The sequence below is a fragment of the Sandaracinaceae bacterium genome (genome assembly GCA_016706685.1).
In the GTDB taxonomy this organism is placed as follows: domain Bacteria; phylum Myxococcota_A; class Polyangia; order Polyangiales; family Houyiibacteriaceae; genus JADJJE01.
Genome location: JADJJE010000047.1, coordinates 1 through 21,953, shown reverse-complemented (window position 1 = coordinate 21,953; position 21,953 = coordinate 1). Strand labels below are relative to the sequence as shown.

Sequence of the window (21,953 nt, the reverse complement as noted above, 5' to 3'; positions counted from 1 at the left end):
TTCGGCCAGGCCGACGCGGACGGCGGCGGGCCGGGCAACTACGAGATCAACCTCTCGCGCAACCTCAACCTGCGGCTGCGGCTACATGACATCTCCTCACGGCCAACGACGCGCTCTTCATCGCCGTGGCGCATCGGCCGGTTAGCTTTCGCGGGTCTCCGACGCGCGTGCAGTTCCAGGCTGGCTACCTGCGCAACCCGATCGGGCGAACGTGAGAGCACGCGGTCTGGCTCCTCGAGGCTTTCTTCACATGACTTCACCTTCGACAACCGCCAGAACAGCGCCAACCAGCGTCATCTGCAGCGAGGCCGACGTCGCCAAACCCGTTGCGCCCTGAGTGCACGCGGGGTCCGCAACTTCCAGGACATCCACGCTCTGCGCCTCTTCTACGGGGGCTGTACCCACGCGTTCAACGAGAACGGGACTTGGCGCCACGGGGTCGAGTTCCTGGTGAACTTGAACTACTAAAGCAGGCGAAGCCGATCAGGGTCGGCGGGATCCGCCCCAACTGGGAAGCCAGCCTGAACGCGCGCCTGGTGGAAAATCTGGCCATCGGGAGGTGAAGTTCCGCCCGGAGTACGACCGCGTGCCGGTTGCCCCCGAGAGTTCGACACCAACACGCTCATCAGCCTGATCTACACGTTGCGCTGAGCCGGGCCGTCCTGTAGGACGCAGCCGGCGGACATCGAGAAGCTGCTCGAGGCGCTAGCCGCCGCCACCCAGTGGGGCATGAAGGGCATTGGCGTCCTGCTGGCCGTGCTGGCCGGCTGGGCGGTCGCCAACTCGGTGTCCAACCGGCTGCGGCGCGCGCTCGAGGCACGCAACTTCGACCTCACGCTCACGCGCTTCTTCGCCAACCTGGTGCGCTACAGCATCCTTGGTCAGCGTCGGGGTGGCCTGCCCGGGTGTCTTCGGCGTGCAGACCATCAGCTTCGCCGGCCTCATCGCGGCGGCCGGTCTGGCCATCGGCCTCGCGCTGCAGGGCACGCTCACCAACTTCGCGTCGGGCGTCATGCTGCTCATCTTCCGGCCCTTCAAGGTGGGCGACCACGTGAAGGTGGCCGGCGTGGACGGCGTGGTGGAGGCCATCGACCTCTTCACCTGCGAGTTCAAGTCGTCCGACAACCGCCGGCTGATCGTCCCCAACAACGCCATCTTCGGCGCCACCATCGACAACGTCACGCACTTCCCCGAGCGGCGGACGTGAGCATCAGCAGCCCCTACGACGCCGACCTCGACGCCACGCGCGTGGCCCTCGAGAAGGTGGCCGGCCTGGTGCCCGGGGTGCTGCCCGAGCCCGCTCCACAGGTGTTCCTGGCAGGCCTCGGGGGCAGCACGGTGAACTGGCAGCTGCGCCTCTGGTGCACGCGCGAGGACTACTGGGACGTGTACCAAGGCGCCATCCGGGAGGCTAAGCTGCAGCTGGAGGGCACCCGCATCCAGACCTCGCGAGCTAGTACCTCGTCGCAGACGTGAGCGTAGACGTAAGCGTACTCGTGCGGCAGCGTGGACCTGTCTAGATCACTGCTCGTCCGCTCCGGCTGGGCAGGTGACAAGGCCCGCGCAGCCGGCGAAGATGCTGCGATGCTCGCTCCGCCCACCCCGGGCACCCACCGGTTCGCGCTCGCGCTGCTGACGCTCGGCCTCGCCGCTTGCGCCGCCGACCGTGGTGACTTCTCGCGCGCGGCCGACCCCACGGACGCCGCCTTCGACCCCGACCACGTACTGCAGGTGGAGGTGGAGCTCACCGACCCGGACTGGGCCGAGCTGCGCGACCAGGGCCGCTCACTCGCCGACCTGTGCTCCAGCGAGAGCCCGTACGAGTACTTCACGGCGACGGTGACGGTGGACGGCATGCGCTTCGAGAACGTGGAGGTCCGCAAGAAGGGCTTCTTCGGCTCGCTGAGCAGCGCGCGCCCGTCGCTCAAGCTGCGCTTCGCCGAGGACCTGGGCCCGTATGGGCTCGAGCGCATGACGCTCAACAACGACAACCAAGACCCGAGCCACCTGCGCACGTGCCTCACCTACCGCGTGATGGACGCAGCCGGGGTGCCCGCGCCGCGCTGCAACCACGCGCGGGTGAGCGTGAACGGCGAAGACCTGGGCGTGTTCACGCACGTGGACAGCATGAACAAGCCCTTCTTGCGGCTCTACTTCGAGGACCCCGATGGCGCGCTCTTCGAGGGGCAGCTCGGCGACTTCACGGCGCCGTACCTGGGCGGGATACAGAGCAAGACCGAGGAGCAGCTGGACCGGGAGTTCCTCGCGGACCTGCAGGAGGCGCTCGAGCGCCCCGACCAGGGGGACATGCTCCGCGGCGTCAGCGCGCGCGTGCACGTGGATGCGTTCCTGTCGTTCTGGGCGGCCGAGGCGCTGGTGGGCCAGTGGGATGGCTACAGCAACAACCGCAACAACTGGTTTGCCTACCGCGACCCCATCAACAGCAAGCTCTACTTCATGCCGTGGGGCCCCGACGCGGCGTTCGCGCCGCTGCGTCAGAACCAGGGCCTCGGGTCCATCAACGGGCCGCTTCGCTCGGTGTTCACCACGGGGCGGCTGGGCGCCCGCCTCTTCGAGGTGCCCAGCATCCGGCGGCGCTACGAAGCTCGCATGCAGCACCTGCTGGACACCGCCTGGGACGAAGATGCGCTGCTGGCCGAGGTGGCGCGCGTCACGGCGCTGCTGGGCGCCGACGTGGCCCCCGAGTCGGCGGCCCAGGTGCAGGACTACATCCGCAGCGCGCGTGTGGACATCGAGGCCGAGCTCGAAGGTGGGCTCCCCGCGCAGCTGGCCCGCCCCGTGGACGCGCCCATCTGCCTGTTCGCCGTGGCCAACGTGAGCGGCACCTTCGACACCACCTTCGACACGCTGGACCTCACCGCCATCACCGAGGAGCGCGCCGCCGTGACGTGGGCGAGCGACCCGCCCACCGTCAACCTCCCGCAGGCCTTCGACGCCGTGGCCGGCGTGGACCCCGAGCTGATGAACGCCACCACCATCCGGGTGCTGGGCGTCCGCCCCTCGGGCCAGGTGCTTGTGCTGGGCTTCGTCATCGATCCGGCCCTGTTCGAGAGCGGCGCCATCATCCCGCTGGGCGGGCTCACCAACTTCGCCGCCGTGGTGGAGCTGACCTTCCGCCCCACCGGCCCGCTGCTGCGCACCCTGGGTCTGCTCACGGACGGCGTGCTGACCCTCGACGTGATCGAGCCGGTGTCCGGTGGCCAGATCTCGGGCAGCTTCAGCGGCGTGTTCTACGAGCAGCGGTGACGCGCGGCGGCTCGCAGGTGCACAGACCGCGCGGTCAGCGACCCGTCCCGAAGGACCACCAACAGTCGGCTCCTGTCTGGTCGGGGTCGAGCTCGAAGCGCACGCGCTCGAGCAAACCGCGCATGCCGAGCACGATGGGACCCTGCCATTCGGGCGCCAGCAGGATCGTGGCGTCCACGAGCAAGTCCGCTCCACAGCCTGGCTCCGCGAGCAGGTGCACCGAGACGCGCTCCAGCGTACCGAGAATGAGCCCCTGCCGCGTGGCCATCGTGAGCGTGGGTCCAGCGGTTCCGGGTGTCAGGTGTCTCGCAAGGTCACCACCGATCACCGACCACTGCGCTCCCGTGTCGAGCAACGCGGAGTACTTCTCCTGGCCGGCCCCAATGCGGCACTCCACGGCGGTCACCAACAGCCCTGTGTCGGCTCGGCGCTCGATCGCGAAGCGGGCACTCCCCGTGGCCCACGGCATGCGCACGCTCACGTCGGCACCTGCATGAGCGTCAACTCCGCGTGGTCGACACGACTCTGAAGCTCCTGCTTCAGCGCATCGAGCGAGCTCCCGGACGCCACCAGAGACCCCGCCTTCAGCGCCACCCACTTGGCGCGGTAGGCGGTCGCGTTCTCGGCCACCCAGTGGAGGTTCGCAGGCAGGTCACCGGTGGCCGAAGCCGTCTCGGCGACTTTCGTGACCGGTGGAGCGAGGACAGCCTCCCAGCGCGTCCCGGCCGCGAGTGCGCGGGCTTCCGTGGTTCGCCCGGCTTCGAGCAGCGCGGTGATGTTGGCCTCCGTCGGGTCGGGCAATGCCACGTGGGAGGCGCTTGGAGCGTCCAGGAGCTGCGTCACCGCCTGCTCGATGGCACGGCCTACATTGCTCTCCGCGAGTAGGTCGCGGACTAGGCGCCGTTGACTCGCGAAGTGCTGGGTGCCGATGCCCACCTGGGCAACGAACTCTTCAGCGTCGCGCCCGAGCCCGGCGCATACGCTGGTGAAGAGGGTTCGTGGGTCGAACATGGGGATGGGCAGCGACCACACGTACTTGTCGATATCGCGCTCATCCTTGCCGTAGGACATGAGTGGGCGGACGCGCTCCGTGACGACGACCGCGTTCAAGATAGCGCAGAGGTACTGGCCCTCCTCGGGGGTCGTAATGGCCGCCCAGTAGAGCTTGTGGTCGATGATCGCGCGGGGATCACTGAGTCTTGCGGCGGCAAGGTGCATTCCGGCCTTTGCGTAGACCACTCGCTCGGGTGGGACAGGAAGCTGCCCGCGGAGCTTTCCGTGATAGTCGAGCTGTTGCATGAGCGTGAGTCGCGCACTCGAGCGGTGAGCCTCCCAAAGCTGGCTCGATTCAGCCCACCAATTCGCCAACGCGGGATACCCCTCGATCTTCGACTCCTCCAGGATTCCGCGACGTTCGATAGGCAGCACCGCCTGCATGGGCTCCAGTGCGCGAAACGGCAGCACAGTTTCGCCGAGGTGAACGCGAAAGACGAACTCGCTTTCCACGACCGCTTCGCGTGAGGGTATTGACTTCCACGGAGCCTTCTCGGTCGCGCTGCGCGCGGTGCGAACCGAAATGCGATTTCGCACCTGCCCCAGGGGACCAGCTGAAACAGGCTGCACCATGAAGAGCACCCGCGGAAAGATGGTCGCCCCGTTTCGGAATCTAGGGTGGTAGGGCGAGCGCACTTCGGCCTCGCCCCGCTCCGTGTGACTCGCCTCGCGTTGAATGAACCGCTCCACGGCAGACCAAGTGGCGTTCGTCTTCTGCAGCTTGCCCACCCAGCGCTCTCCGGCTTCGGGCATGGGTGACGCGGTCTTGGAACGCGACCCGAACACGACGGAAGCGGAAATGGGGAAGAAGTGGGGGCGAATCTTGCGAAGGTCCCAAGGCGGATCGAGCGCCACCTGCAGGTTCAGCTGGTCCTGCGCTCCCGCGTAGGTGCCACTGCGAAAGCCTTCGTACTGCCCACGATCCAACACTGCACTCGGCATGACGAACGCGAAACGACCCCCCTCACGCCGCAGGTAGAGTTCCAGGGCGCGCACCACGAATAGCGCCGAAAGGTCCTGCTGCGTCGCATACTTCCTCCCATGCCAGAGCCCGCGCGCTTCGCTCATGTCGCGAAAGTCCGCCTGCATGTCCTCGGGCATGTGTCGGAACGCGAGCCAGGGCGGGTTGCCCACCAGCACGTCCACATGGTTCTCGGGCCGCGCGAGCCACTCGGGGCGCGCGAGATTGCGAATGTAGTAGCCCCAGATGTGGTCGCGGCCCTCGTCGTGCAGGCGGCACATCAAGTGAAAGGTGGCGGTGATGGCCTTTCGCGCGTCTTCCGGAATCGCGAGGTTCAGGAACAGGGCGTTGAGCGAAGGCTTTGCCCCGTGCTTGCGTCCCTTCGACGCGCGATCCGCCAGCTGCGACACCAGCTCATCGAAGGCAGCCGGGTCGGCCAGCAGGCTCTGCGGGAAGACGAACTCGGACTCCGTCAGCTCGCGCTGGTCATTCACGGGAACGCGCAGCTCGTGGGCCGACCACAGCGAGGAGCGGGCGTTGCGCCACTGCATGGAGTCGCCCAGGAACACGGGCACGCGCAGCGGGTTTCGCTCCGCCGCCAAGCGCTCGGGGCCGATGGCGAGCAGGTAGGTGACGCGCGCCAGCGTGACCGCCACCGGGTGCAGGTCCATGCCCACCACGTTGCGCGTCACGCCGTCGAGCTGCTGCGCCATGGTGTGCCCGGCCTTCTCTCCCGCCGCCAGGTAGCGCCGCACCATGTGGAAGAGGAAGGTCCCCGACCCGCACGAAGGGTCGAGCGCGCGCGTGGTCAGCGGCGCAGGGACCGCCGTCTCCACCACCTTCTGCGCCAGCCAGTCGGGCGTGTAGTACTCGCCCAGCTTCTTGCGGGTCTCCGCCGAGATGACCGACTCGTAGAGCACCTTCAGGACGTCGTGCTCGACCGCGCGCCAGTCGAAGCGCGCGATGCGCCGGGCGAGGGTGCGCACGAACGAGTCGCCCTTCGGAACGTCCACCACCCAGTCGAAGAAGTCGGACTCGACGACGCCGTGAACGCCGGCCTCGTCGAACTTGGCGCCCGAGAGCAGTGAGCGCGGCGCCAAGTGCTCAGGCGAGAGCCCTAGCAGTGCGTGCGCGATGATCTCGGCCGTGTTCACCAGCAACGTGTGCTCGACGAAGAGGTCGTCACTGTCCTGGAACTGCGTGCCGAGAGCGGTCTCCAGCAACCGCGCCCAGAGCAGGCGCTTGGTGCGAACGACCGGGTCGTCGCGGTGCTGCTCATAGAGGTCCGCGAGGCTCGCGCGGTCCAGGCTGTGAGAGCTGCTGCCCACTCCGAGGCGCGCGTAGATCTCTTCGGGCGTGGGCTTGATGTCGCGAGCAGTGGCCAGCACGCCCTCGAGCCAGATCAGGAGCGTGTCCACATCCGGCTTCGTGGGGCTGACGGTCAGCATGCTGCCGGTCTCGTGCAGCTCGTCCTGGCGCAAGTGATAGCAGCGCCACTCCGCCCCGTCCGTGAGCACCCCGACGTACCGACGATCGGAGGCCGCCTCACGAGCGCGCACGTAGCCGCGCAGCTGCTTGACGGCGTCGCGTAGAACAGCGGGGTTGCGGAGGTCTTTCTTGACCTCGATAACGGTGGAGCCGACCTCCACGTCGATGCGCCGCCCCTCGCCGGCCTGCGGCTCGAGCAAGACGTCGTCCGTGAGGCCCAGCCGGTGGTCGAGCAACAGCTGGCGGATGTCCGCCTGTAGCGTGGCCTCCGTTCGCGGGGAATCTCTCGAGGCGATTCGGGCCGCCAGCTCTTTGATCGATGTCACGTGCTCACCTTCGGCCGCGACCATAGCGCACGAGGCGCGGCGGCGTGAGCCATTCCGCGTGACGCACGGCGCTTGGCCAGGCCTTGTCTGGCGCTAGCCGGGCTCGAAGCCGAGGCGCCCTTCGAAGCGGTAGATGGCCGCTCGGGTCACCGGCACGTCCACGTCCGGGAACGTGCGCACGTCGTAGACGGCGAGCGCGCTGGCTGACACGCGTGGTGTACCCGGGCGGTTGGACTCGCCCACCAGGGTGACCGCCTCGCAGGCGGCCAGCTCCGTCAGGATCGGCGCATTGCTGCGCTCGTACAGCACGTCTGCCGCGAGGGCCACGTCCCAGCTCGCCGGCCGCGTCGTCGCCGTGGTGATGGCCAGCCCGTTCAGCGCGGCGTTCGCAGCGCAAGCCACCAACGCCTCCGGGTCGAGGTCCACGCACACCACGGACCGCGCCCCCGCGCGCGCCGCCGCCAGCCCCGCGATGCCCGAGCCGGCTCCGAAGTCGATCACGTCGAGCCCACGCACGAACTCTGGGTGGTCCAGCAGGTGCCGCGCGAGGGCTGCGCCCGCCGCCCAGGCAAAGGCCCACATGGGCGTGTCGTCGGTCTCCACGATGGCGTGCACGTGCGCCTCGAGGTCCACCCCCTCGCCCAGCAGGAAGAGCGCGAGTTCGGGCACCAGCGGGTGGCGCCGCGCCTCGATGTGCGCGCCGAAGATCTGCCTGCGGCCGGGGAAGTCCACGGGTCGGAGGCTAGCGCGAAGGGTCGGCTAGCGCAGGATGAACGCCTCCACGGCCTCGATCTCGATGCCCGCGGTGATGCCCGTGCAGCGCATGGTCTCGGGGTCGAGGTCGGAGTCGGCCACACCGCTCAGCGCGCGATCCAAGATGGGCAGGAGCGAGGCGTTGCCGGTGCCGCCTCCGTCGGCGATGACACGCGCGACCAGCGCCTGGATGTCGGCGATGGGCACCACACCCCCCAGCATGCCGTGCGCGCGGCCGTCTTCGTCGATGGTGAAGCGCCCGTGCATGCGCGTGAGCCGCACGTCTCCCGTGGTCATCAGGAAGCGCAGCGGCAGCGTCAGGCCGGGGATGGGGCCGAAGGTGATCACGCCGTCCTCGATGGCGCCCTCTCCTCCAGACGGCTCGGCGCCCGTCATGATGTCGAACGACTGACCGGGCTCGGCTTGTCCGTCGGTGCCCAGTGCCAGCGGCCCTTCCCCGCGGACCATCGACACGGTGACGCGGCGATCGGACACCAGGTTCTCCACCATGTCGAGCTCCACCAAGATGGTCAGGCCGCCCTCATTGATGGTCTGCTGCAGCACGCCGTTGATGTCGCCGAAGCCGAAGAGCGCGATGGCCCCACCCAGCATGGCGAGCTGGCTGTCGACGCCGGGCTCACCCTCGAGTCCGATCAGGTCCGCGTGCGCGCACGCCCCGTCCTCCGCTGGTAGATCGTCCGTGGAAGTGACTCCGTCGAGGTCGAGGCCCGCGACCCCGTCTTCGCTCGTCGCGAGCGCGATGCTGACCCGCGTGACCAAGAACGCGCGTGGCCCGAGCGACTCCGGCGGTGTGTCACAGCTGGCCAGCCCCGAGCAGGCGAGCGACACGATGAGGGCGACGAGACGTGGGCGCATGGATCGAGGCTATGCCCGCGGTGAGGCTCGTAGCAAGCCGCCTGCCGCGCAGACCCCGGCGATCAGTCGAGGTCGTCGAACATGCCGTACAGCGCCGCCGCGCCGCCCTCGCTGGCGGCGGCCAGCGCTTGGTTCAGCGCATGCAGCAGGTCATCGGGGTACGCGACGCGCCGCGCCTTGAGCGCCGGCACCAACCCGCGCGAGAGCAGCAGCTGCATGTCGGCGCGTGACGCCGCGTCGCTCGGCACACCCAGCTCGCGGCAGGCCAGGCGCAGCGTCCCGCGGGCTTGCGTGCGCGTCAGCGCCGTCTTCGCTTCGAGGCGCGCGGCCACGGCGTCGAAGGGGCTCATGCGTCCTCCACCGGGCCGTGCGTGGCGGACACGCGCGCCTCACGCAGCCAGCGGTCGCGCACCCACGGTGGGGTGGCCCACGTCAGGAAGATGGCCGTCACGAAGGCGAGCGCGCCCAAGAGCGAAGCGGACATGGCCGTCCAGCCCAGGGCGTCGCCGTCGATGCGCGCGTGCACGCCCGGCAGCAGCAGCGTGACCTGCCCCAGCGCCGCGAGCGCCGAGCCACGTCCCAGCACCTGCATGCGCCGCAAGACCAGCGGGTTGGTGTCGCGCCCGAGCGCCTGCGCCTCGGCCAGCGAGGCGTGGGTGCGCAGCGCCGCGAGGGCCACCCAGCCGAACGCGGAGACGTTGAGCACCACGAGTGGCAAGCGCAGGCCGTAGCTCCACGTAGCGGGTGACGGCACGTTCGCCGGCTCCACCACGAGCCCGAGCCCCGTCAGCCCCACCACCAGGAGCGCGAACACGCGCGCCACTTGTTGGGCGCGTGCCACGTGCTCGCGGAACGCCGCCGCGCCGAAGAGCGCCACGCAGGCGATGCTCACCCCCGTGGCGAGCGTGAGCGTGCCCCGCAGCACCGTCCACGCGCCCCGGTCCGTGCCGCTCTGGTCCAGCTCCAGCACCACGAGGGCGGCACCGGCCAACCCGAGCACGAAGGACATGGCCGTGCCCGCGATGATGTAGAGGTGCGCGCTGCGGTGCGCGCGCTGCCACGCGGTGAGCATGCGGCGAATCAGCAGCAGGTCGAACGCCAGCACCGTGGGCACGCACACCAGGGCCAGGAGGAGTCGCCAGCTCATTCGCCAATAGTCTAACAGGGCGCCGGGGCGCGTTGTCGAGCGTCCTGCGCACCGTGCCATCTCGGCGCTGGTAGACTCCCCAACGGTCGCCCACACGGGTGATCCGCACGCGAACCCCATGCCCGAGCTGCCCGACATCGACGCCTACTGCCACGCGCTGCGCGCGCGCGTCGTGGGCCAGCCGCTCTCCAGCTTCGAGCTGCTGAGCCCCTTCGTGCTGCGCACCGTGACCCCTGCGCCAGCCAGCGCCGAGGGGCGCGTGGTCACGCAGGTGAGCCGGCTGGGCAAGCGCGTGGTGCTCAGCTTCGAGGGCGAGCTGCACTTCGTCATCCACCTGATGATCGCGGGGCGGCTGCGCTTCGAGCCGGCGGTCGCGGGTGGCAAGCCGCTGAAGCCGCTCTCCCCGCGGGCGGGGGCGCTGTTCGCGCTGCACTTCCCTACTGGGCGGCTGTCGCTCGGCGAGGTTAGCAAGAAGAAGCGCGCCAAGCTGCACGTGGTGTCGGGCGAGGCCGCGCTGCGGGAGCACGACCCGGGCGGGGTGGAGCCTCTCGAGGTGGACTTGGCTGGCTTTCGCACAGCGCTCACCGCCGAGAACCACACCATCAAGCGCGCGCTGACCGACCCGCGCGTGCTGAGCGGCATCGGCAACGCGTACAGCGACGAGATCCTGCACCGCGCGCGGCTCACCCCGGTGCGCTGGACCACGCGCCTCACGGACGATGACTTCGGGCGGCTGTACGACGCCACGCGGGCCGTGCTCAGCGAGTTCCGCGAGCGCATGATCACGGAGCTGGACGGCGGCTTCCCCGAGAAGGTCACGGCCTTCCGCCCCGACATGGCGGCCCATGGCAAGTACGGGCAGCCGTGCCCCGTGTGCGCAAAGCCCATTCAGCGCATCCGCTACGCCGACCACGAGACCAACTACTGCGCGCGCTGCCAGAACGATGGGGTGCTGCTGGCCGACCGCGGGCTGTCGCGGCTGCTGAAGGGCGACTGGCCCAAGACGCTCGAGGGGCTCGAGGAGCTGAAGCGCGTCCGCAGCGTGTGACTCGCGCCACGCCGGAGTCGCCGGTCGGCGCCAAATTGCACCCACCCACCCCTGCGGCTAGGCTCCGCCCCATGCCGAAGTTCGACGCCAAGTCCGCTGAAGTCCTGCTCTTCTCCTACAAGGACGGGCTGCTCGCCAAGGTGGCCCACGACCTCAAGATGCGCGTGGACGAGTTCAGCATCGACGTGGCCGACGACCTGTCGTCCGTGAAGGCCACCTTCCAGGCGAACCGCGTCAGCGTGCTGAACGCCATGAAGGACGGGCGCGAAGACCACGGCACCCTCGGCGACGGCGACAAGAAGAAGATCCTCGCCAACATCTCGGACGACGTGCTGGACAGCCGCCGCTACCCGACCATCACCTTCGAGTCCACGTCCGTGCGCGAGCAGGGGCAGACCCGCGTGGTCACCGGCAACCTCACGTTGCACGGCCAGACGCGCACCGTCAGCGCCACCATCCGCGAGGACGGCAGCAGCTGGACCACCGACGTGACGCTCCAGCAGCCGGACTTCGGCATAAAGCCCTACAAGGCGCTGGGCGGGGCCCTCAAGGTGAAGCCCGAGGTGCGCGTCACCGTGCGCGTGCCCAAGAGCTGAGCGCGGCGCGCCCTCGCCAGGGGTGGTAGCTCACACAGGCCACACACTGGTCGCCGAGTATAACTCTGGTTATACTTCGCCCATGAAGACCGCGATCTCGATTCCCGATGAGGTCTTTGCGGAAGCCGAGGAGGCCGCCAAACGCCTTGGGCTCTCGCGCAGCGAGCTGTTCACTCGGGCGATCAAGGCCTACCTCACCGAGCGCAGCGAGCGGAGCATCACCAGCTCTTACAGCGCTGCATTCGACGATGCCTCGTCGTCGAAGGACGACTTCCAGCGCGAGGCCGCACGCCGGGCGCTGCTCAGCGTGGAGTGGGACAGCGAGTGAAGCGCGGGGAGACATGGTGGACCGATTTCGCGGAGCCACAGGGCTCGGCGCCGGGCTTTCGCCGGCCCGTGGTGATCGTTCAAGACGACCTCTTGACGGACAGCCTCCTCCACACCGTGATGGTGGTGCCGCTGACCACGAACCTGCAGCGTGGCTTGGCCGTTGGGAACGTGGAGCTATCGGCCCGCGAAACAGGCTTGCCCAGACCCTCGGTGGCCCTCGTGTGCCAGGTCGTCACGGTGGACAAGAGCCTGTTCGAGCAACGCGTGGGGTCGCTCTCGCGCCGGAAGCTGAGCGAAGTTGATCGCGGCCTGCGGCTGGCCTTGGGGCTCGGCATCGCTCCCGCCTGAAGCCCTCACGCCGCGGGCAGCGCTGGCGGGCTGATGCCCAGCTCCGCGCACAGCGCTCCGAGCGCGGCCGCGTCGGCGCCCTTCCAGCGCAGCGCCTCCATGGTGGCCGGCGGTGTGAGCGCCACGTCTTCGCGCAGGGTGGCGAGCGTGCGGAACAGGCACGCGTCCTCGCGCTGGGCGGCCAGGTTCTGGGCCAGGGCAGCCGCGCCTCGCACGCTCACGTCCCAGGCCGCGGCGTCGTCCGGGATGGCCTCGAGGTGGCCGTAGCGCAGGAGCACCGCGGCGGCGCCCTTCTGGCCCCAGCGCGGGATCCCGGGGATTCCGTCGGCCGTGTCGCCCACGAGCGCCAGGTAGTCCGGGATGGACGCGGGCGGCACGCCGAACTTGGCCAGCACGCCGGCCTCGGTGAGCGTCTCTTGCTTGCGCCGGTCGAACGACACCACGCGCTCGCCACGCACACACTGCGTGAGGTCCTTGTCGGGTGAGCAGACCAGCACGCGTGTCACGGAGGGGTCGTCGCGCAGGCGTGCGGCGGCGCTGGCGAGCGCGTCGTCGGCCTCCACGTCGCGCATGGGCCACGTGACGATGCCCAGCGCTTCGCAGGCGCGCTCGGCCAGCGGGAACTGTGCGTACAGCAGCGGGTCCATGCCCTCGCCGGTCTTGTAGCCCGCGAAGAGGTCATTCCGGAACGACTCGATCACGGTATCGAAGGCGCAGGCCACATGCGTGACACCAGGCTCGCGCAGCAGCGCCGCGAACGAGCGCAGCAGCCCCACCGTAGCGCCCACCTCTTGGCCGCTGGGCGACTGCCGCGAAGGCGCCCCGAAGTGCGCACGGAAGAGCTCGTAGGTGCCGTCGAGGAGGTGGACCTGCATCACGGGTTCCAGCGTGTACGTCGCTCAATCGAGCGGAGCGTCACTCACTGTCCAGAGTCGCCGCCACTCGTGTTGGCGATCCAGTCGGCATCCCAGGATCGGAGAATCTGGACGTACGTCCCCTGTCGACCACAACCTCGGACTCCATACTGTTGGGTGTAGCCGTTGCCTTGCACTCGTCCGAGGGGAGTGAGTGTCAGCTCCTGCTCGGGGCACTGCAGGTCGAAACCGGCGCGACGCCGAAGGTTGCTCTGTTGACGCTCGAGGCGCGCTGCCTCGTGGCTGGCGCAACCGAGGGCCAGCGTGAGCATGGCGAGTCCCATCCAGGTCTTCATCGCTCGCGACTACCATCGGCGTTCGAGCGGTGTCAAGAGCAGATAGAGTGCGAAGTAGGCGTAGCCGGCGATGGTCACCTGCCACACGTCTTCTTGCGCCTTGTCCGGGTTGTTGGGGGTGACCAGCGCGGGGAAGCCGAAGCCCAACGTGATGTCCATGAGCGGGCGCACGTCGTTCGCGATGGTGTACCCGAACTCGAAGCCCAGCGGGAAGGCCAGGTTGTCGAAGTCCTCCCAGCGCACGCCCGTGCGCGCGGCGAGGAACACGGCGGGGTGCAGCTGGATGAGCGCCGAGAACGGCAGGAACAAGTCCAAGTGTGGGTCGTTGTCGTCGCGATCGAAGCGCAGCGCTACCTCGAGGCCGCTGTCGATGGTGAAGCGCTCCGAGAGCCGGCCGCGCACCACCGTGGCGCCGAACAGCGCGAGGTCGCCCGTGACGGGGATGACCACGCCGACGTCGATGGAGACGTCGAACGACGGGTCCGCCACCACGCGCACGCGGGCGTGCACCGGGATGTCGCCGAACTCGAGGTCGGGGGTGAGCGCCAGGGCGACGAGGCCCTGCGGGATCTCGCCGCCGGCGATCACCGGGTGGCGCATGCCGATGCGCTCGTCCATCACGCCGAACTCGAGCCAGTCGGTGACGGCGAAGCTGCCGCCCAGGGTCATCGAGATGGAGGTGTCCTGGTTGGTGCGGGCGCGAGTCTCGTCGTCGTAGTGGTAGACGCGCAACCCACCGCCGGCGCGCGCGTGGAAGCGCGGCAGGTTGAGCGGCCGCTGCGAGTACGGGATGGGGTACGTGGCCGGCTCGGTGGGCACGAAGGGCAGCACCGGCTCGTCCGCGGGGCTGTCCGCGTCGGCACCGTCAGCTTCGGTGGAGCCGGCTTCGGTGGCGTCGGCGTCGGCACCGTCAGCTTCGGTGGAGCCGGCTTCGGTGGCGTCGGCATCGGTTGCGTCGGCATCGGTTGCGTCGGCTTCGCGGGCCGTGTCCTCGGCCGGCACCGCCTGGGCGCTGGCGTGGGCCGCGACCGCGAGCAGGCCGGCACACAGCACACCGAACACCGCGCGCCGCCACCAGGGGGTCTCGTGCGCGCTGTGCGTGTCTCGTTGGCCTGAACTCATCTCGACGCTCCTGGTTGCCTGGGGTTGCCTGGGTTGCCCTGCGTGCCCTTGCCGCTCGCCGTGTTCCTGCGGCCCGGCGAGGGTACCGCTATTCGCGCGCGAGCGCTTCGAGGATGCCCTGCACGTCGGCCGGCACGGCCATGGTGTTGTAGCCCTTGTCCACGTGCAGGGTCTCGCCCGTGATGCCGCTGGCGAGCGGGCTGCACAGGAACGCCGCCGTGTTGCCCACCTCGGCCGCGGTCAGCGCCTCGGGCAGCGGCGAGTTGGCCGCGTAGTAGTCGATCATGCGCCCGATGAAGCCGATGGCCGACGCCGCGCGCGACGCGAAGGGCCCCGCGCTGATGACGTTCACGCGATGGCCCCACTTGCGGCCGGCCTCGAAGGCCAGCACCCGCGTGTCGCTCTCGAGCGCCGCCTTGGCCGTGGACATGCCGCCGCCGTAGCCCGGTACCACGCGCTCGGCCGCGAGATAGGTGAGCCCCACGAAGCTGCCTCCCGGACGCACCAGCGGCCCCAGCTGCTGCACCAGCGCCGTGAAGCTGTAGGCCGAGGCCCCGATGGCGGCGAGGTAGCCGTGCCGGCTGGTCTCGAGCAACGGGTTCTTGACCTCGGGCCCGTTGGCCAGGCTGTGCACCACGATGTCCAGGCAGCCCTCGCCGAAGTCCGCGATCAGCGCGTTCTTCACGCCCTCGATGCTGAAGTCGCCTCGCTCTCGGTAGCGCTTGCTCTCGCGGATGTCCGCGGGCGTGCTCTCGAGGGTGTCGTACTCGGCGTCGAGCGGGTAGACCCGTTCGAACGTCATCTTCTCGCCCGAGGCCAGGGTCATGGACTCGTCCAGCTTCCCGCGCCGGAGCATGTTCTCGAAGATGCCGAGCGCCGGGGGCCAGGTGCCCACGCACACGCTCGCGCCTGCCTCGGCCAGCGCCTTGGCGATGGCGAACCCGAACCCACCGTCGTCGGCGACCCCGGCGACGAACGCGCGCTTTCCGCGCAGATCAATGGAGAGCATGCCCGCGCTCTACCGCCTTTCGCGCGTGCTGGCCAGCGCCCCACGCACATGGGCCCACACGCGGACACACGGTGCGAGCTTGCAGCCGCTGCGCCTGATACCCTCCGCGCAACCGAGCACGAAGGAACCTCTCGCTATGCGCATCTGCCCTCGGTGCGGCCTCAAGTACCCCAACGACCAATCGCGCTGTTTCGTCGACAACGCCACCCTCGAGCAGACCGCCGACCCCTGGCTCGGACAGACCCTGGCGGGCCGCTACCTGATCGAAGAGATGATTGGCGAGGGCGGCATGGCCACGGTGTACCGCGCGCGCCACACGCTGGTGGACCGCCCCGTGGCCGTGAAGATCATGGCGCCGCACCTGCGCGGCAGCGAGCAGCTGGCCGAGCGCTTCCGTCGCGAGGCCAAGAACGCCGCGGCGCTCACGCACCCAAACATCATCGAGATCCACGACCACGGCGAGACTGCCGAGGGCGGCCTCTTCATGGTCATGGAGCTGCTGCGCGGGCGGCCGCTCGCCGACCTGGTGGCGGCGGGCCCCATGAACCCGGCCGACGTCTGCGCCTACGGGCTGCAGATCGCTACGGGTCTGGCGCGTGCCCACGACTTCGATGTGCTGCACCGCGACCTGAAGCCCGACAACATCTTCATCTGCGACGGCCCGCCCGGGACGCGCGGCACGGCGAAGCTGCTGGACTTCGGCATCGGGCGCTCCATGGGCGACTCGCGCCTCACCAACGCGGGCGAGATCTTCGGCACGCCCCAGTACATGGCCCCCGAGCGGCTCACCAACATCGACGCGGGCGCCTCGGCCGACCTCTATGCGCTCGGCTGCATCCTGTTCGAGATGATCACGGGGCGTCCGCCCTTCGAGTCGCAGGAGATCACGGGCTATTTCATCAAGCACATGCAGGAGCCGCCCCCGCGGCCCAGCAGCCTGGCGCCAGCCTGTCCGCGGCGCCTCGAAGAGCTGATCCTGGCGCTCCTGGAGAAGAAGCCCGAGCAGCGGCCAGTGGATGCGCACGCGTTGATCCACACGCTGCAGGAGCTGGCCCCCAAGGACGACGCGCCGGGGCCTGCTCCCATCCATGTGCCCTCGCGGCCCCAGGTGGCGCCCACGCTGCCGCCCACCACGCTCGAGCGCTGGGCACGCCGCACGGCCATCTTCGACCAGATGCTGACGCGCGCGTTCCCCGGGGGCGACGCGCCTGCCGCGCTGCGCGCCCAGCTCGAGGAGATCCGCGAGATGCTGCGCACCATCCAGAACCTGCGCACGCGGGGCCTGGGCGAGCAGCGCAAGCTGGAGACGCTGGACCACGAGGCGCGCGAGAACCGGGCCCGCATGGGTCACGCCATGCACGTGCTGGCCGAGGACCTGTCGAGCGCCCGCACCGCGGCTCGCAGCGCCGAGGCCGATGTGGCGCCGTACTTCACCGCCGAGAAGCAGGGCGAGACCGCGGTGACCGAGGCCTACGAGCGCCTCGCGGCAGGGGGTGGCCTGCGCCCCCCCAAGGATCCGGCGGGTGACGTGCAGCGCCTGTTGCGCGAGCTGGCCGACGGCCTCGACCGCTGGCAGCTGGCGCGCGGGGCCTCCGAGAAGGCGCGCGCGTGGCTGGACGGCAAGCGCCAAGAGGTCACGGACCTCGACTTCCAGGTCAAGAGCATGCGCGAGGTGCTGGAGCGCACCGAGACCACCATGAGCGCCAACAAGGCGGCCTCCGAGCAGGCGCTCATGGACAGCGGGCGCGCCGTGGAAGACTTCGAACAGCGGCTGCTGGTCCTGGCAGGGCACTACTGCGAGGGGCTGCGCATGCGCCCGGAGCTGGGCGACCTCTTCCAGCAGCTCGAGACCCAGCGTTGAAGGGGGCAGGCCACTCACTCGCCACCCGCCCCGTGGCCTGATAGGCTGCCCCCACGGTTGGGCAGCGCGTCGCGCGCTCACCACTTACGGAGAGTAGATGAAGTACAAGTCTGCATGTTGGGGACGAGTGGCGCTCTTGGCGCTCGTGCTGTCGAGCGTGGCTCACCCCGTGGCCGCTCAGGACAGCGCGCGCGCATCCCTGTTGGCCGCACGCGGCCACATGGAGTCCGGCCAGGAGCACTACGCTGCGGCGCGCTACGAAGACGCGGCCCGTGAGTTCATGGCCGCCTACGAGGCGCGTCCGTTCTCCGCCTTCCTCTACAACGCGGCCGTCGCGCTCGAGCGCTTCGGGACCCCCGGCCCCGCCGCCGACCTCTTCCAGCGCTACCTGGACGCCGAGCCCGGCGCCTCCGACGCGGAAGAAGTGCGGGCCAAGATCGCGGCCCTGCGCGCCCAGGCCACCGCCGCCGCCGCCGCCCCGGACGTCACCCTGAACCCCGACGTGGCCGTGAACCCGGACGGCACCGCCGTGAACCCGGACGCCACGGTGAACCCGGACGGCACCGGCACCCCCACGGTCCACGTGGCGCCGCCCACCACGCCCCCCGAGGACATCAAGTCCTTGCTCAGCATCCAGACCGAGCCCGAGGGTGCCGTGGTCAGCGTGTTCCAGGGCACCACGCTCGTGGCCACCTCGCCGTCGCCCTTCGACCACTCGCTGGACGAGGGCAACTACCGCGTGACCATCGAGCACCCGGACTACCGCACGGTCGAGCAGAACGTCCACATCGGCCAGGGCCGCGTCTACGTGGTCATCGTGGAGATGAGCCAGGGCCAGTTCCTCGGTTACCTGCGCGTGGTCACCGACCCGCCGGACGCCGACGTGTTCGTGGACAACCTCGAAGAAGGCGCCGTGGGCCGCTCGCCCTACGCCAACGTGATCACCACCGGCACCCACACCGTGTGGGTCTCCCGCCCCGGCTACGAGCGCATCGAGCAGCAGGTCGAGATCGGCCTCGGCGAGGACGTGGCCGTGCGCCTCGAGCTCGAGCGCGTCACCTACGGACGCGTGCGCATCCTGGGAAACATCGCCGGCGCGGCGGTTCACGTGGACGGTCAGCGCGTGGGCGAGATCCCGTACGAAGGCGACATCGAGGGCGGCGAGCACCGCATCACGGTGTCGTCGGACGGGATGAAGGACTGGTCGCAGACCGTGACCATCGTCCAAGGCCAGATCATCCCCATCCAGGTGCGCTTGCGCCCGGCCATGAACCGCGGCGGCGCCTGGGCCACGGCCACCATGGGCGTGCTCATGATCGGTGGTGGCATCGCGCTCGGCATGATGTCCAACGGCCTCGAAACCGACCTGCGGGCCGCTCGCAATGCCGGCACGCTGAACGAAGACGACCCCCGCCTGCTGCGCGGGCGCATCTACCGCATCGGCGCGGACTCGGCGTTCGGCATCGGCGCGCTGCTGGGGCTGCTCTCCATCTACTACTTCCTGCGTGACCCGCTGCCCGACTCCGAGGCCAACGTCTTCGAGCCGCGCGACTGGACCGTGGTCCCGCACTTCAACTTCGCCGACCGCTCGGGCGGCGCTCAGCTCCAGGTGAGCTTCTGATGAAAGCCCCGAACACCATGAGCCTCTTTCGCACTGTCCTCGGCACCGCCGGCGTGGCCACGCTCTTCTTCGCGGGCTGCAACCCCGGCACCTTCGTCGACCTGGGCGACCAGGCCCCGGTGGAAGCCATCAATCGCCCGGACGCGTTCAATCGCACGGGCTTCGGCGCCACGGTGGCCGCCATCGAGGGCCTCCTCGCCAACGGTGAGCCCTCCACGCGGCTCGCCGTGGGCGGGGGCACCGACACCGGCACCTGGCTCTACGACATCTGGAACTCCGACGACATCGGCACGTTCCGCATCTCGTCGTCAGCCTGTGAGACCCCCGCCGATGACTGCGAAGTCGGCTCGGGCACGTCCATCACGGGTCTTCCACGGTTCGCCAACGATGGCACCTGCATCGCCATCGGGGCGGCCTCTGCCAACCTGGTGCGCGTCAAGTGCGAGACCACGCCCACCCAAGCATTCACGTCGAACACTGGCCCTGGTCTCGAGTTCGGCACAGCGGTCGCGGCGGTGCCCCAGGACTTCGCCGAGGCAACACGCAGCGCACTATTGGTGGGCGCGCCGGGCGCCAGCGGGGAGCGTGGCTCCATCTACCGCATCCCACTCGCGGGTGGCATGCCCCAAGAGCTCAGCGAGGTGGCCGACACGGCCGGGGTCGTCCAAGCCGAAGCGCGCTTGGGTCAGTTCATCACTACGGCGAGCCTGCCCGACGCGGCCACGCTGGCCAGCGACTTCCCCACCGTGCCCGCCCTGGTGGTGCTCACTCCATACCTCGCCGTCATCAGCGCACCCGGTCAGAACCGCGTGGTGCTCGCTGCCATCGGCGTGGACCCCCTCGCGCCTACCGACATCGACGCGGTGGTGTTGGCCTGCATCGATGGCCCCGACGGCTTCGGCGAAGCGCTCACGGCCGGTGACATCGACGGCGACGGCATGCCCGAGGTCTACATGGGGTTCGGCGAAGCCACCGACGGCCACCCGGGCATGGTGCAGGTGTTCGACCTGGCGGCCCTGATGACGCTCGAGGCGGGTTGCGCCGACACCACCACGGCCGACGACCCAGTACTCGCCATGGAGGTCAGCTGCCCCACCGTGGACGCGCTGGACTGCACCGACGGCGCGTTCGGCTCGGCGCTCGCGCTGGGCGACGTGGATGCCGATGGCACCCTCGATCTGATCGTGGGCGCGCCCCGCCTGACGGTGGAAGAGAAGCTCGCGGCAGGCGGCGTATTCGCGCTGGCAGGCTCGGCCAGTGGTGTGGACGTGAGCCGCGTGTCCTTCATGCAGATCTCGAACCCGGGCGCCGATGACCGCCTGGGCGCTTCGGTCGCTGCGCTGCGCACGCACTACGGCATCCCTGGCGTCATGGCGCGTCACGAGGTCGCCGCCGGCGCGCCCGGGGCCAACGCGGCGTTCGTGTTCCTCTGCTCGGGCCTCGGCGAAGACTCGTCCATGACGGGCAGCCGCTGCCTCGAGCTCGCGACGGAGTGAAAGAGCGCAAGCAGATCCTCGTCGCGGATGACGAGGTGAACTTGCGGCGGGTGCTGGCCGCGCAGCTGCAGCGCGATGGCTTCGACGTGTTCACCGTGGGCGACGGCGAAGAGGCGCTCGCGGCCCTCGGTGAGCACCACATCGACGTGCTCATCACGGATCTGCGCATGCCCAAGTTGGACGGCATGCGCCTGCTGGCCCACTGCTCGGCAGAGCATCCCGACCTGCCCGTGGTCATGATCACCGCGCACGGCACCGTGGACACGGCCGTCGAGGCGCTCAAGTTGGGCGCCTTCGACTACGTCACGAAGCCCTTCGACCGCACCGAGTTCCGGAACGTGGTGCAGAAGGCGGCGCGCACGCGTGAGCTGAACCAGATCTCCATGACGCCCACACGTGGCGCGCCGGGGCGCTACCGCATCATCGGGCAGTCGCCCGAGATGAATGCGGTCTACGACATCATCGAGAAGGTGGCGGACACGCCCAGCACGGTGCTCATCACCGGCGAGAGCGGCACGGGCAAGGAGCTCATCGCGCGCGCGCTCCACGAGAACAGCGCGCGGGTGAACAAGCCCTACGTGCGCGTGAACTGCGCCGCCATCCCGCCCGACCTGATCGAGAGCGAGCTCTTCGGCTACGAGAAGGGCGCGTTCACCGGTGCGGTCACCAGCAAGCCCGGGCGCTTCGAGCTGGCCCACGAGGGCACCCTGTTCCTGGACGAGATCGGCGAGATCCCGGTCAGCATGCAGGTCAAGCTGCTGCGCGCGCTCCAGGAGCAGGAGTTCGAGCGGGTGGGCGGCATCAAGACCATTGCGGTGGACGTGCGCCTCATCGCGGCCACCAACCGTGACCTGAAGGGTGCCATCGCCGACGGCGAGTTCCGCGAAGAGCTCTACTACCGCCTGAACGTGGTGCAGGTGGTCCTGCCGCCGCTGCGCGACCGGCCCAGCGACATCCCGCTGCTGCTGGAGCACTTCCTCTCGAAGTTCAACAAGCGCCTCAAGCGCGAGGTGCGCGCCTTCTCGCCAGACGCCCTCGAGCGCCTGCAGGGCTACGCCTGGCCGGGGAACATCCGCGAGCTCGAGAACGTGGTGGAGCGCTGCATGCTCTTCTGCGATGGCGACGAAGTGCGCGTCGAGCACCTGCCACCCGATGTGCTGGGGGCGGGCACTGAGCCGCGGCCCAGCCCGCGCATCACGGACTCGTCGCCCGGCACCGAGCTGGCTGTGGACGCGCTGCACGTCACCGGCGAGGCGGGCCTGAAAGAGGCCGTCCGCGAAGCCACCGCTCGCGTCGAGCGCGAGTTGATCGTGCGCGCGCTCGAGAAGACGCAGGGCAACGTGACGCACACCGCCAGGCTGCTGAAGATCTCACGCAAGAGCCTGCAGACCAAGATGAAGGAGCTGGGCCTGCGCGAAGACGGGGTAGAGGGGGCGGAGGC

Annotated in this window: 20 protein-coding genes; 11 read left to right on the top strand and 9 right to left on the bottom strand. The window is 69.4% G+C overall.

Annotated features, from left to right (window positions below; all coding sequences use genetic code 11):
- Window positions 1-877 precede the first annotated feature (877 nt).
- From IPI43_29955 to IPI43_29945, 3 genes are all read left to right on the top strand, one after another.
- Window positions 878-1,207 (top strand): mechanosensitive ion channel, encoded by a 330-nt coding sequence (locus IPI43_29955; protein ID MBK7778286.1) that lies wholly within the window; start codon window positions 878-880, stop codon window positions 1,205-1,207.
- A complete protein-coding gene (locus IPI43_29950) occupies window positions 1,204-1,476 on the top strand; it encodes a mechanosensitive ion channel family protein (GenBank protein ID MBK7778285.1) in 273 nt (90 codons plus the stop codon). Before IPI43_29955 ends, IPI43_29950 begins: the two co-directional genes overlap by 4 nt.
- 108 nt (window positions 1,477-1,584) lie before the next feature.
- On the top strand, window positions 1,585-3,267 hold the full coding sequence (locus IPI43_29945; GenBank protein ID MBK7778284.1) for a CotH kinase family protein: 1,683 nt from the start codon (window positions 1,585-1,587) through the stop codon (window positions 3,265-3,267).
- A 34-nt stretch (window positions 3,268-3,301) separates the two neighbouring features.
- On the opposite strand, the gene IPI43_29940 is transcribed toward IPI43_29945, so the two are convergent.
- The 6 genes from IPI43_29940 to IPI43_29915 all read right to left on the bottom strand — a co-directional run bounded on the left by IPI43_29940 (window position 3,302) and on the right by IPI43_29915 (window position 9,871).
- Window positions 3,302-3,748, bottom strand: a complete 447-nt coding sequence (locus IPI43_29940; GenBank protein MBK7778283.1) for a hypothetical protein — start codon at window positions 3,746-3,748, stop codon at window positions 3,302-3,304.
- The gene (locus IPI43_29935) at window positions 3,745-7,119 is read right to left on the bottom strand and encodes an N-6 DNA methylase (protein MBK7778282.1); all 3,375 of its coding nucleotides are present in this window, start codon (window positions 7,117-7,119) and stop codon (window positions 3,745-3,747) included. The genes IPI43_29940 and IPI43_29935 overlap by 4 nt, the downstream gene beginning before the upstream one ends.
- Before the next feature lie 69 nt (window positions 7,120-7,188).
- Window positions 7,189-7,677, bottom strand: coding sequence for a 50S ribosomal protein L11 methyltransferase (locus IPI43_29930; GenBank protein MBK7778281.1), 489 nt, complete (start codon window positions 7,675-7,677; stop codon window positions 7,189-7,191).
- Between the two features lie 177 nt (window positions 7,678-7,854).
- Complete coding sequence (locus IPI43_29925; protein MBK7778280.1) at window positions 7,855-8,724, bottom strand: hypothetical protein; 870 nt, start codon at window positions 8,722-8,724, stop codon at window positions 7,855-7,857.
- Window positions 8,725-8,786: 62 nt separating this feature from the next.
- Complete coding sequence (locus IPI43_29920; protein ID MBK7778279.1) at window positions 8,787-9,074, bottom strand: hypothetical protein; 288 nt, start codon at window positions 9,072-9,074, stop codon at window positions 8,787-8,789.
- A complete protein-coding gene (locus IPI43_29915; GenBank protein ID MBK7778278.1) occupies window positions 9,071-9,871 on the bottom strand; it encodes a hypothetical protein in 801 nt (266 codons plus the stop codon). Before IPI43_29915 ends, IPI43_29920 begins: the two co-directional genes overlap by 4 nt.
- A 118-nt stretch (window positions 9,872-9,989) precedes the next feature.
- Between IPI43_29915 and IPI43_29910 the strand changes: the two genes are divergently transcribed.
- The 4 genes from IPI43_29910 to IPI43_29895 all read left to right on the top strand — a co-directional run bounded on the left by IPI43_29910 (window position 9,990) and on the right by IPI43_29895 (window position 12,193).
- Window positions 9,990-10,919 carry a formamidopyrimidine-DNA glycosylase gene (locus tag IPI43_29910; protein MBK7778277.1) on the top strand — a complete coding sequence of 310 codons (930 nt, stop codon included), beginning with the start codon at window positions 9,990-9,992 and terminating at the stop codon, window positions 10,917-10,919.
- A gap of 71 nt (window positions 10,920-10,990) precedes the next feature.
- Complete coding sequence (locus tag IPI43_29905) at window positions 10,991-11,515, top strand: YceI family protein (GenBank protein ID MBK7778276.1); 525 nt, start codon at window positions 10,991-10,993, stop codon at window positions 11,513-11,515.
- An 82-nt stretch (window positions 11,516-11,597) separates the two neighbouring features.
- Window positions 11,598-11,843: a ribbon-helix-helix protein, CopG family gene (locus IPI43_29900; GenBank protein ID MBK7778275.1), complete on the top strand. Its 246-nt coding sequence runs from the start codon at window positions 11,598-11,600 to the stop codon at window positions 11,841-11,843.
- The gene (locus IPI43_29895; protein ID MBK7778274.1) at window positions 11,840-12,193 is read left to right on the top strand and encodes a type II toxin-antitoxin system PemK/MazF family toxin; all 354 of its coding nucleotides are present in this window, start codon (window positions 11,840-11,842) and stop codon (window positions 12,191-12,193) included. Before IPI43_29900 ends, IPI43_29895 begins: the two co-directional genes overlap by 4 nt.
- 5 nt (window positions 12,194-12,198) lie before the next feature.
- On the opposite strand, the gene IPI43_29890 is transcribed toward IPI43_29895, so the two are convergent.
- From IPI43_29890 to IPI43_29880, 3 genes are all read right to left on the bottom strand, one after another.
- Window positions 12,199-13,068 (bottom strand): flap endonuclease, encoded by an 870-nt coding sequence (locus IPI43_29890; GenBank protein MBK7778273.1) that lies wholly within the window; start codon window positions 13,066-13,068, stop codon window positions 12,199-12,201.
- A 344-nt stretch (window positions 13,069-13,412) separates the two neighbouring features.
- Window positions 13,413-14,525 (bottom strand): hypothetical protein, encoded by a 1,113-nt coding sequence (locus IPI43_29885; GenBank protein ID MBK7778272.1) that lies wholly within the window; start codon window positions 14,523-14,525, stop codon window positions 13,413-13,415.
- An 88-nt stretch (window positions 14,526-14,613) separates the two neighbouring features.
- Entirely contained in the window at window positions 14,614-15,534 is a 921-nt protein-coding gene (locus tag IPI43_29880) for an enoyl-[acyl-carrier-protein] reductase (protein MBK7778271.1), read from the bottom strand.
- 136 nt (window positions 15,535-15,670) lie between these two features.
- Here IPI43_29880 and IPI43_29875 point away from each other — a divergent pair, with 136 nt between their 5' ends.
- From IPI43_29875 to IPI43_29860, 4 genes are all read left to right on the top strand, one after another.
- Complete coding sequence (locus IPI43_29875; protein ID MBK7778270.1) at window positions 15,671-17,395, top strand: serine/threonine protein kinase; 1,725 nt, start codon at window positions 15,671-15,673, stop codon at window positions 17,393-17,395.
- Window positions 17,396-17,492: 97 nt separating this feature from the next.
- Window positions 17,493-19,016: a PEGA domain-containing protein gene (locus IPI43_29870; protein ID MBK7778269.1), complete on the top strand. Its 1,524-nt coding sequence runs from the start codon at window positions 17,493-17,495 to the stop codon at window positions 19,014-19,016.
- Window positions 19,016-20,512: an FG-GAP repeat protein gene (locus IPI43_29865; GenBank protein MBK7778268.1), complete on the top strand. Its 1,497-nt coding sequence runs from the start codon at window positions 19,016-19,018 to the stop codon at window positions 20,510-20,512. The genes IPI43_29870 and IPI43_29865 overlap by 1 nt, the downstream gene beginning before the upstream one ends.
- Window positions 20,509-21,953: sigma-54-dependent Fis family transcriptional regulator (locus tag IPI43_29860; protein ID MBK7778267.1), on the top strand; the 1,445-nt coding region annotated here is incomplete at its 3' end. The genes IPI43_29865 and IPI43_29860, both read left to right, overlap by 4 nt.

What these genes read in the sequence shown, in the direction of transcription:
- IPI43_29875 (MBK7778270.1), top strand. Translation starts at nt 15,671, where the DNA reads ATGCGCATCTGCCCTCGGTGCGGCCTCAAGTACCCCAACGACCAATCG.
- IPI43_29920 (MBK7778279.1), bottom strand. Translation starts at nt 9,074, where the DNA reads ATGAGCCCCTTCGACGCCGTGGCCGCGCGCCTCGAAGCGAAGACGGCG.
- IPI43_29925 (MBK7778280.1), bottom strand. Translation starts at nt 8,724, where the DNA reads ATGCGCCCACGTCTCGTCGCCCTCATCGTGTCGCTCGCCTGCTCGGGG.
- IPI43_29890 (MBK7778273.1), bottom strand. Translation starts at nt 13,068, where the DNA reads ATGCAGGTCCACCTCCTCGACGGCACCTACGAGCTCTTCCGTGCGCAC.
- IPI43_29880 (MBK7778271.1), bottom strand. Translation starts at nt 15,534, where the DNA reads ATGCTCTCCATTGATCTGCGCGGAAAGCGCGCGTTCGTCGCCGGGGTC.
- IPI43_29915 (MBK7778278.1), bottom strand. Translation starts at nt 9,871, where the DNA reads ATGAGCTGGCGACTCCTCCTGGCCCTGGTGTGCGTGCCCACGGTGCTG.
- IPI43_29900 (MBK7778275.1), top strand. Translation starts at nt 11,598, where the DNA reads ATGAAGACCGCGATCTCGATTCCCGATGAGGTCTTTGCGGAAGCCGAG.
- IPI43_29945 (MBK7778284.1), top strand. Translation starts at nt 1,585, where the DNA reads ATGCTCGCTCCGCCCACCCCGGGCACCCACCGGTTCGCGCTCGCGCTG.
- IPI43_29905 (MBK7778276.1), top strand. Translation starts at nt 10,991, where the DNA reads ATGCCGAAGTTCGACGCCAAGTCCGCTGAAGTCCTGCTCTTCTCCTAC.
- IPI43_29885 (MBK7778272.1), bottom strand. Translation starts at nt 14,525, where the DNA reads ATGAGTTCAGGCCAACGAGACACGCACAGCGCGCACGAGACCCCCTGG.
- IPI43_29935 (MBK7778282.1), bottom strand. Translation starts at nt 7,119, where the DNA reads ATGGTCGCGGCCGAAGGTGAGCACGTGACATCGATCAAAGAGCTGGCG.
- IPI43_29930 (MBK7778281.1), bottom strand. Translation starts at nt 7,677, where the DNA reads ATGTGGGCCTTTGCCTGGGCGGCGGGCGCAGCCCTCGCGCGGCACCTG.
- IPI43_29865 (MBK7778268.1), top strand. Translation starts at nt 19,016, where the DNA reads ATGAAAGCCCCGAACACCATGAGCCTCTTTCGCACTGTCCTCGGCACC.
- IPI43_29870 (MBK7778269.1), top strand. Translation starts at nt 17,493, where the DNA reads ATGAAGTACAAGTCTGCATGTTGGGGACGAGTGGCGCTCTTGGCGCTC.
- IPI43_29910 (MBK7778277.1), top strand. Translation starts at nt 9,990, where the DNA reads ATGCCCGAGCTGCCCGACATCGACGCCTACTGCCACGCGCTGCGCGCG.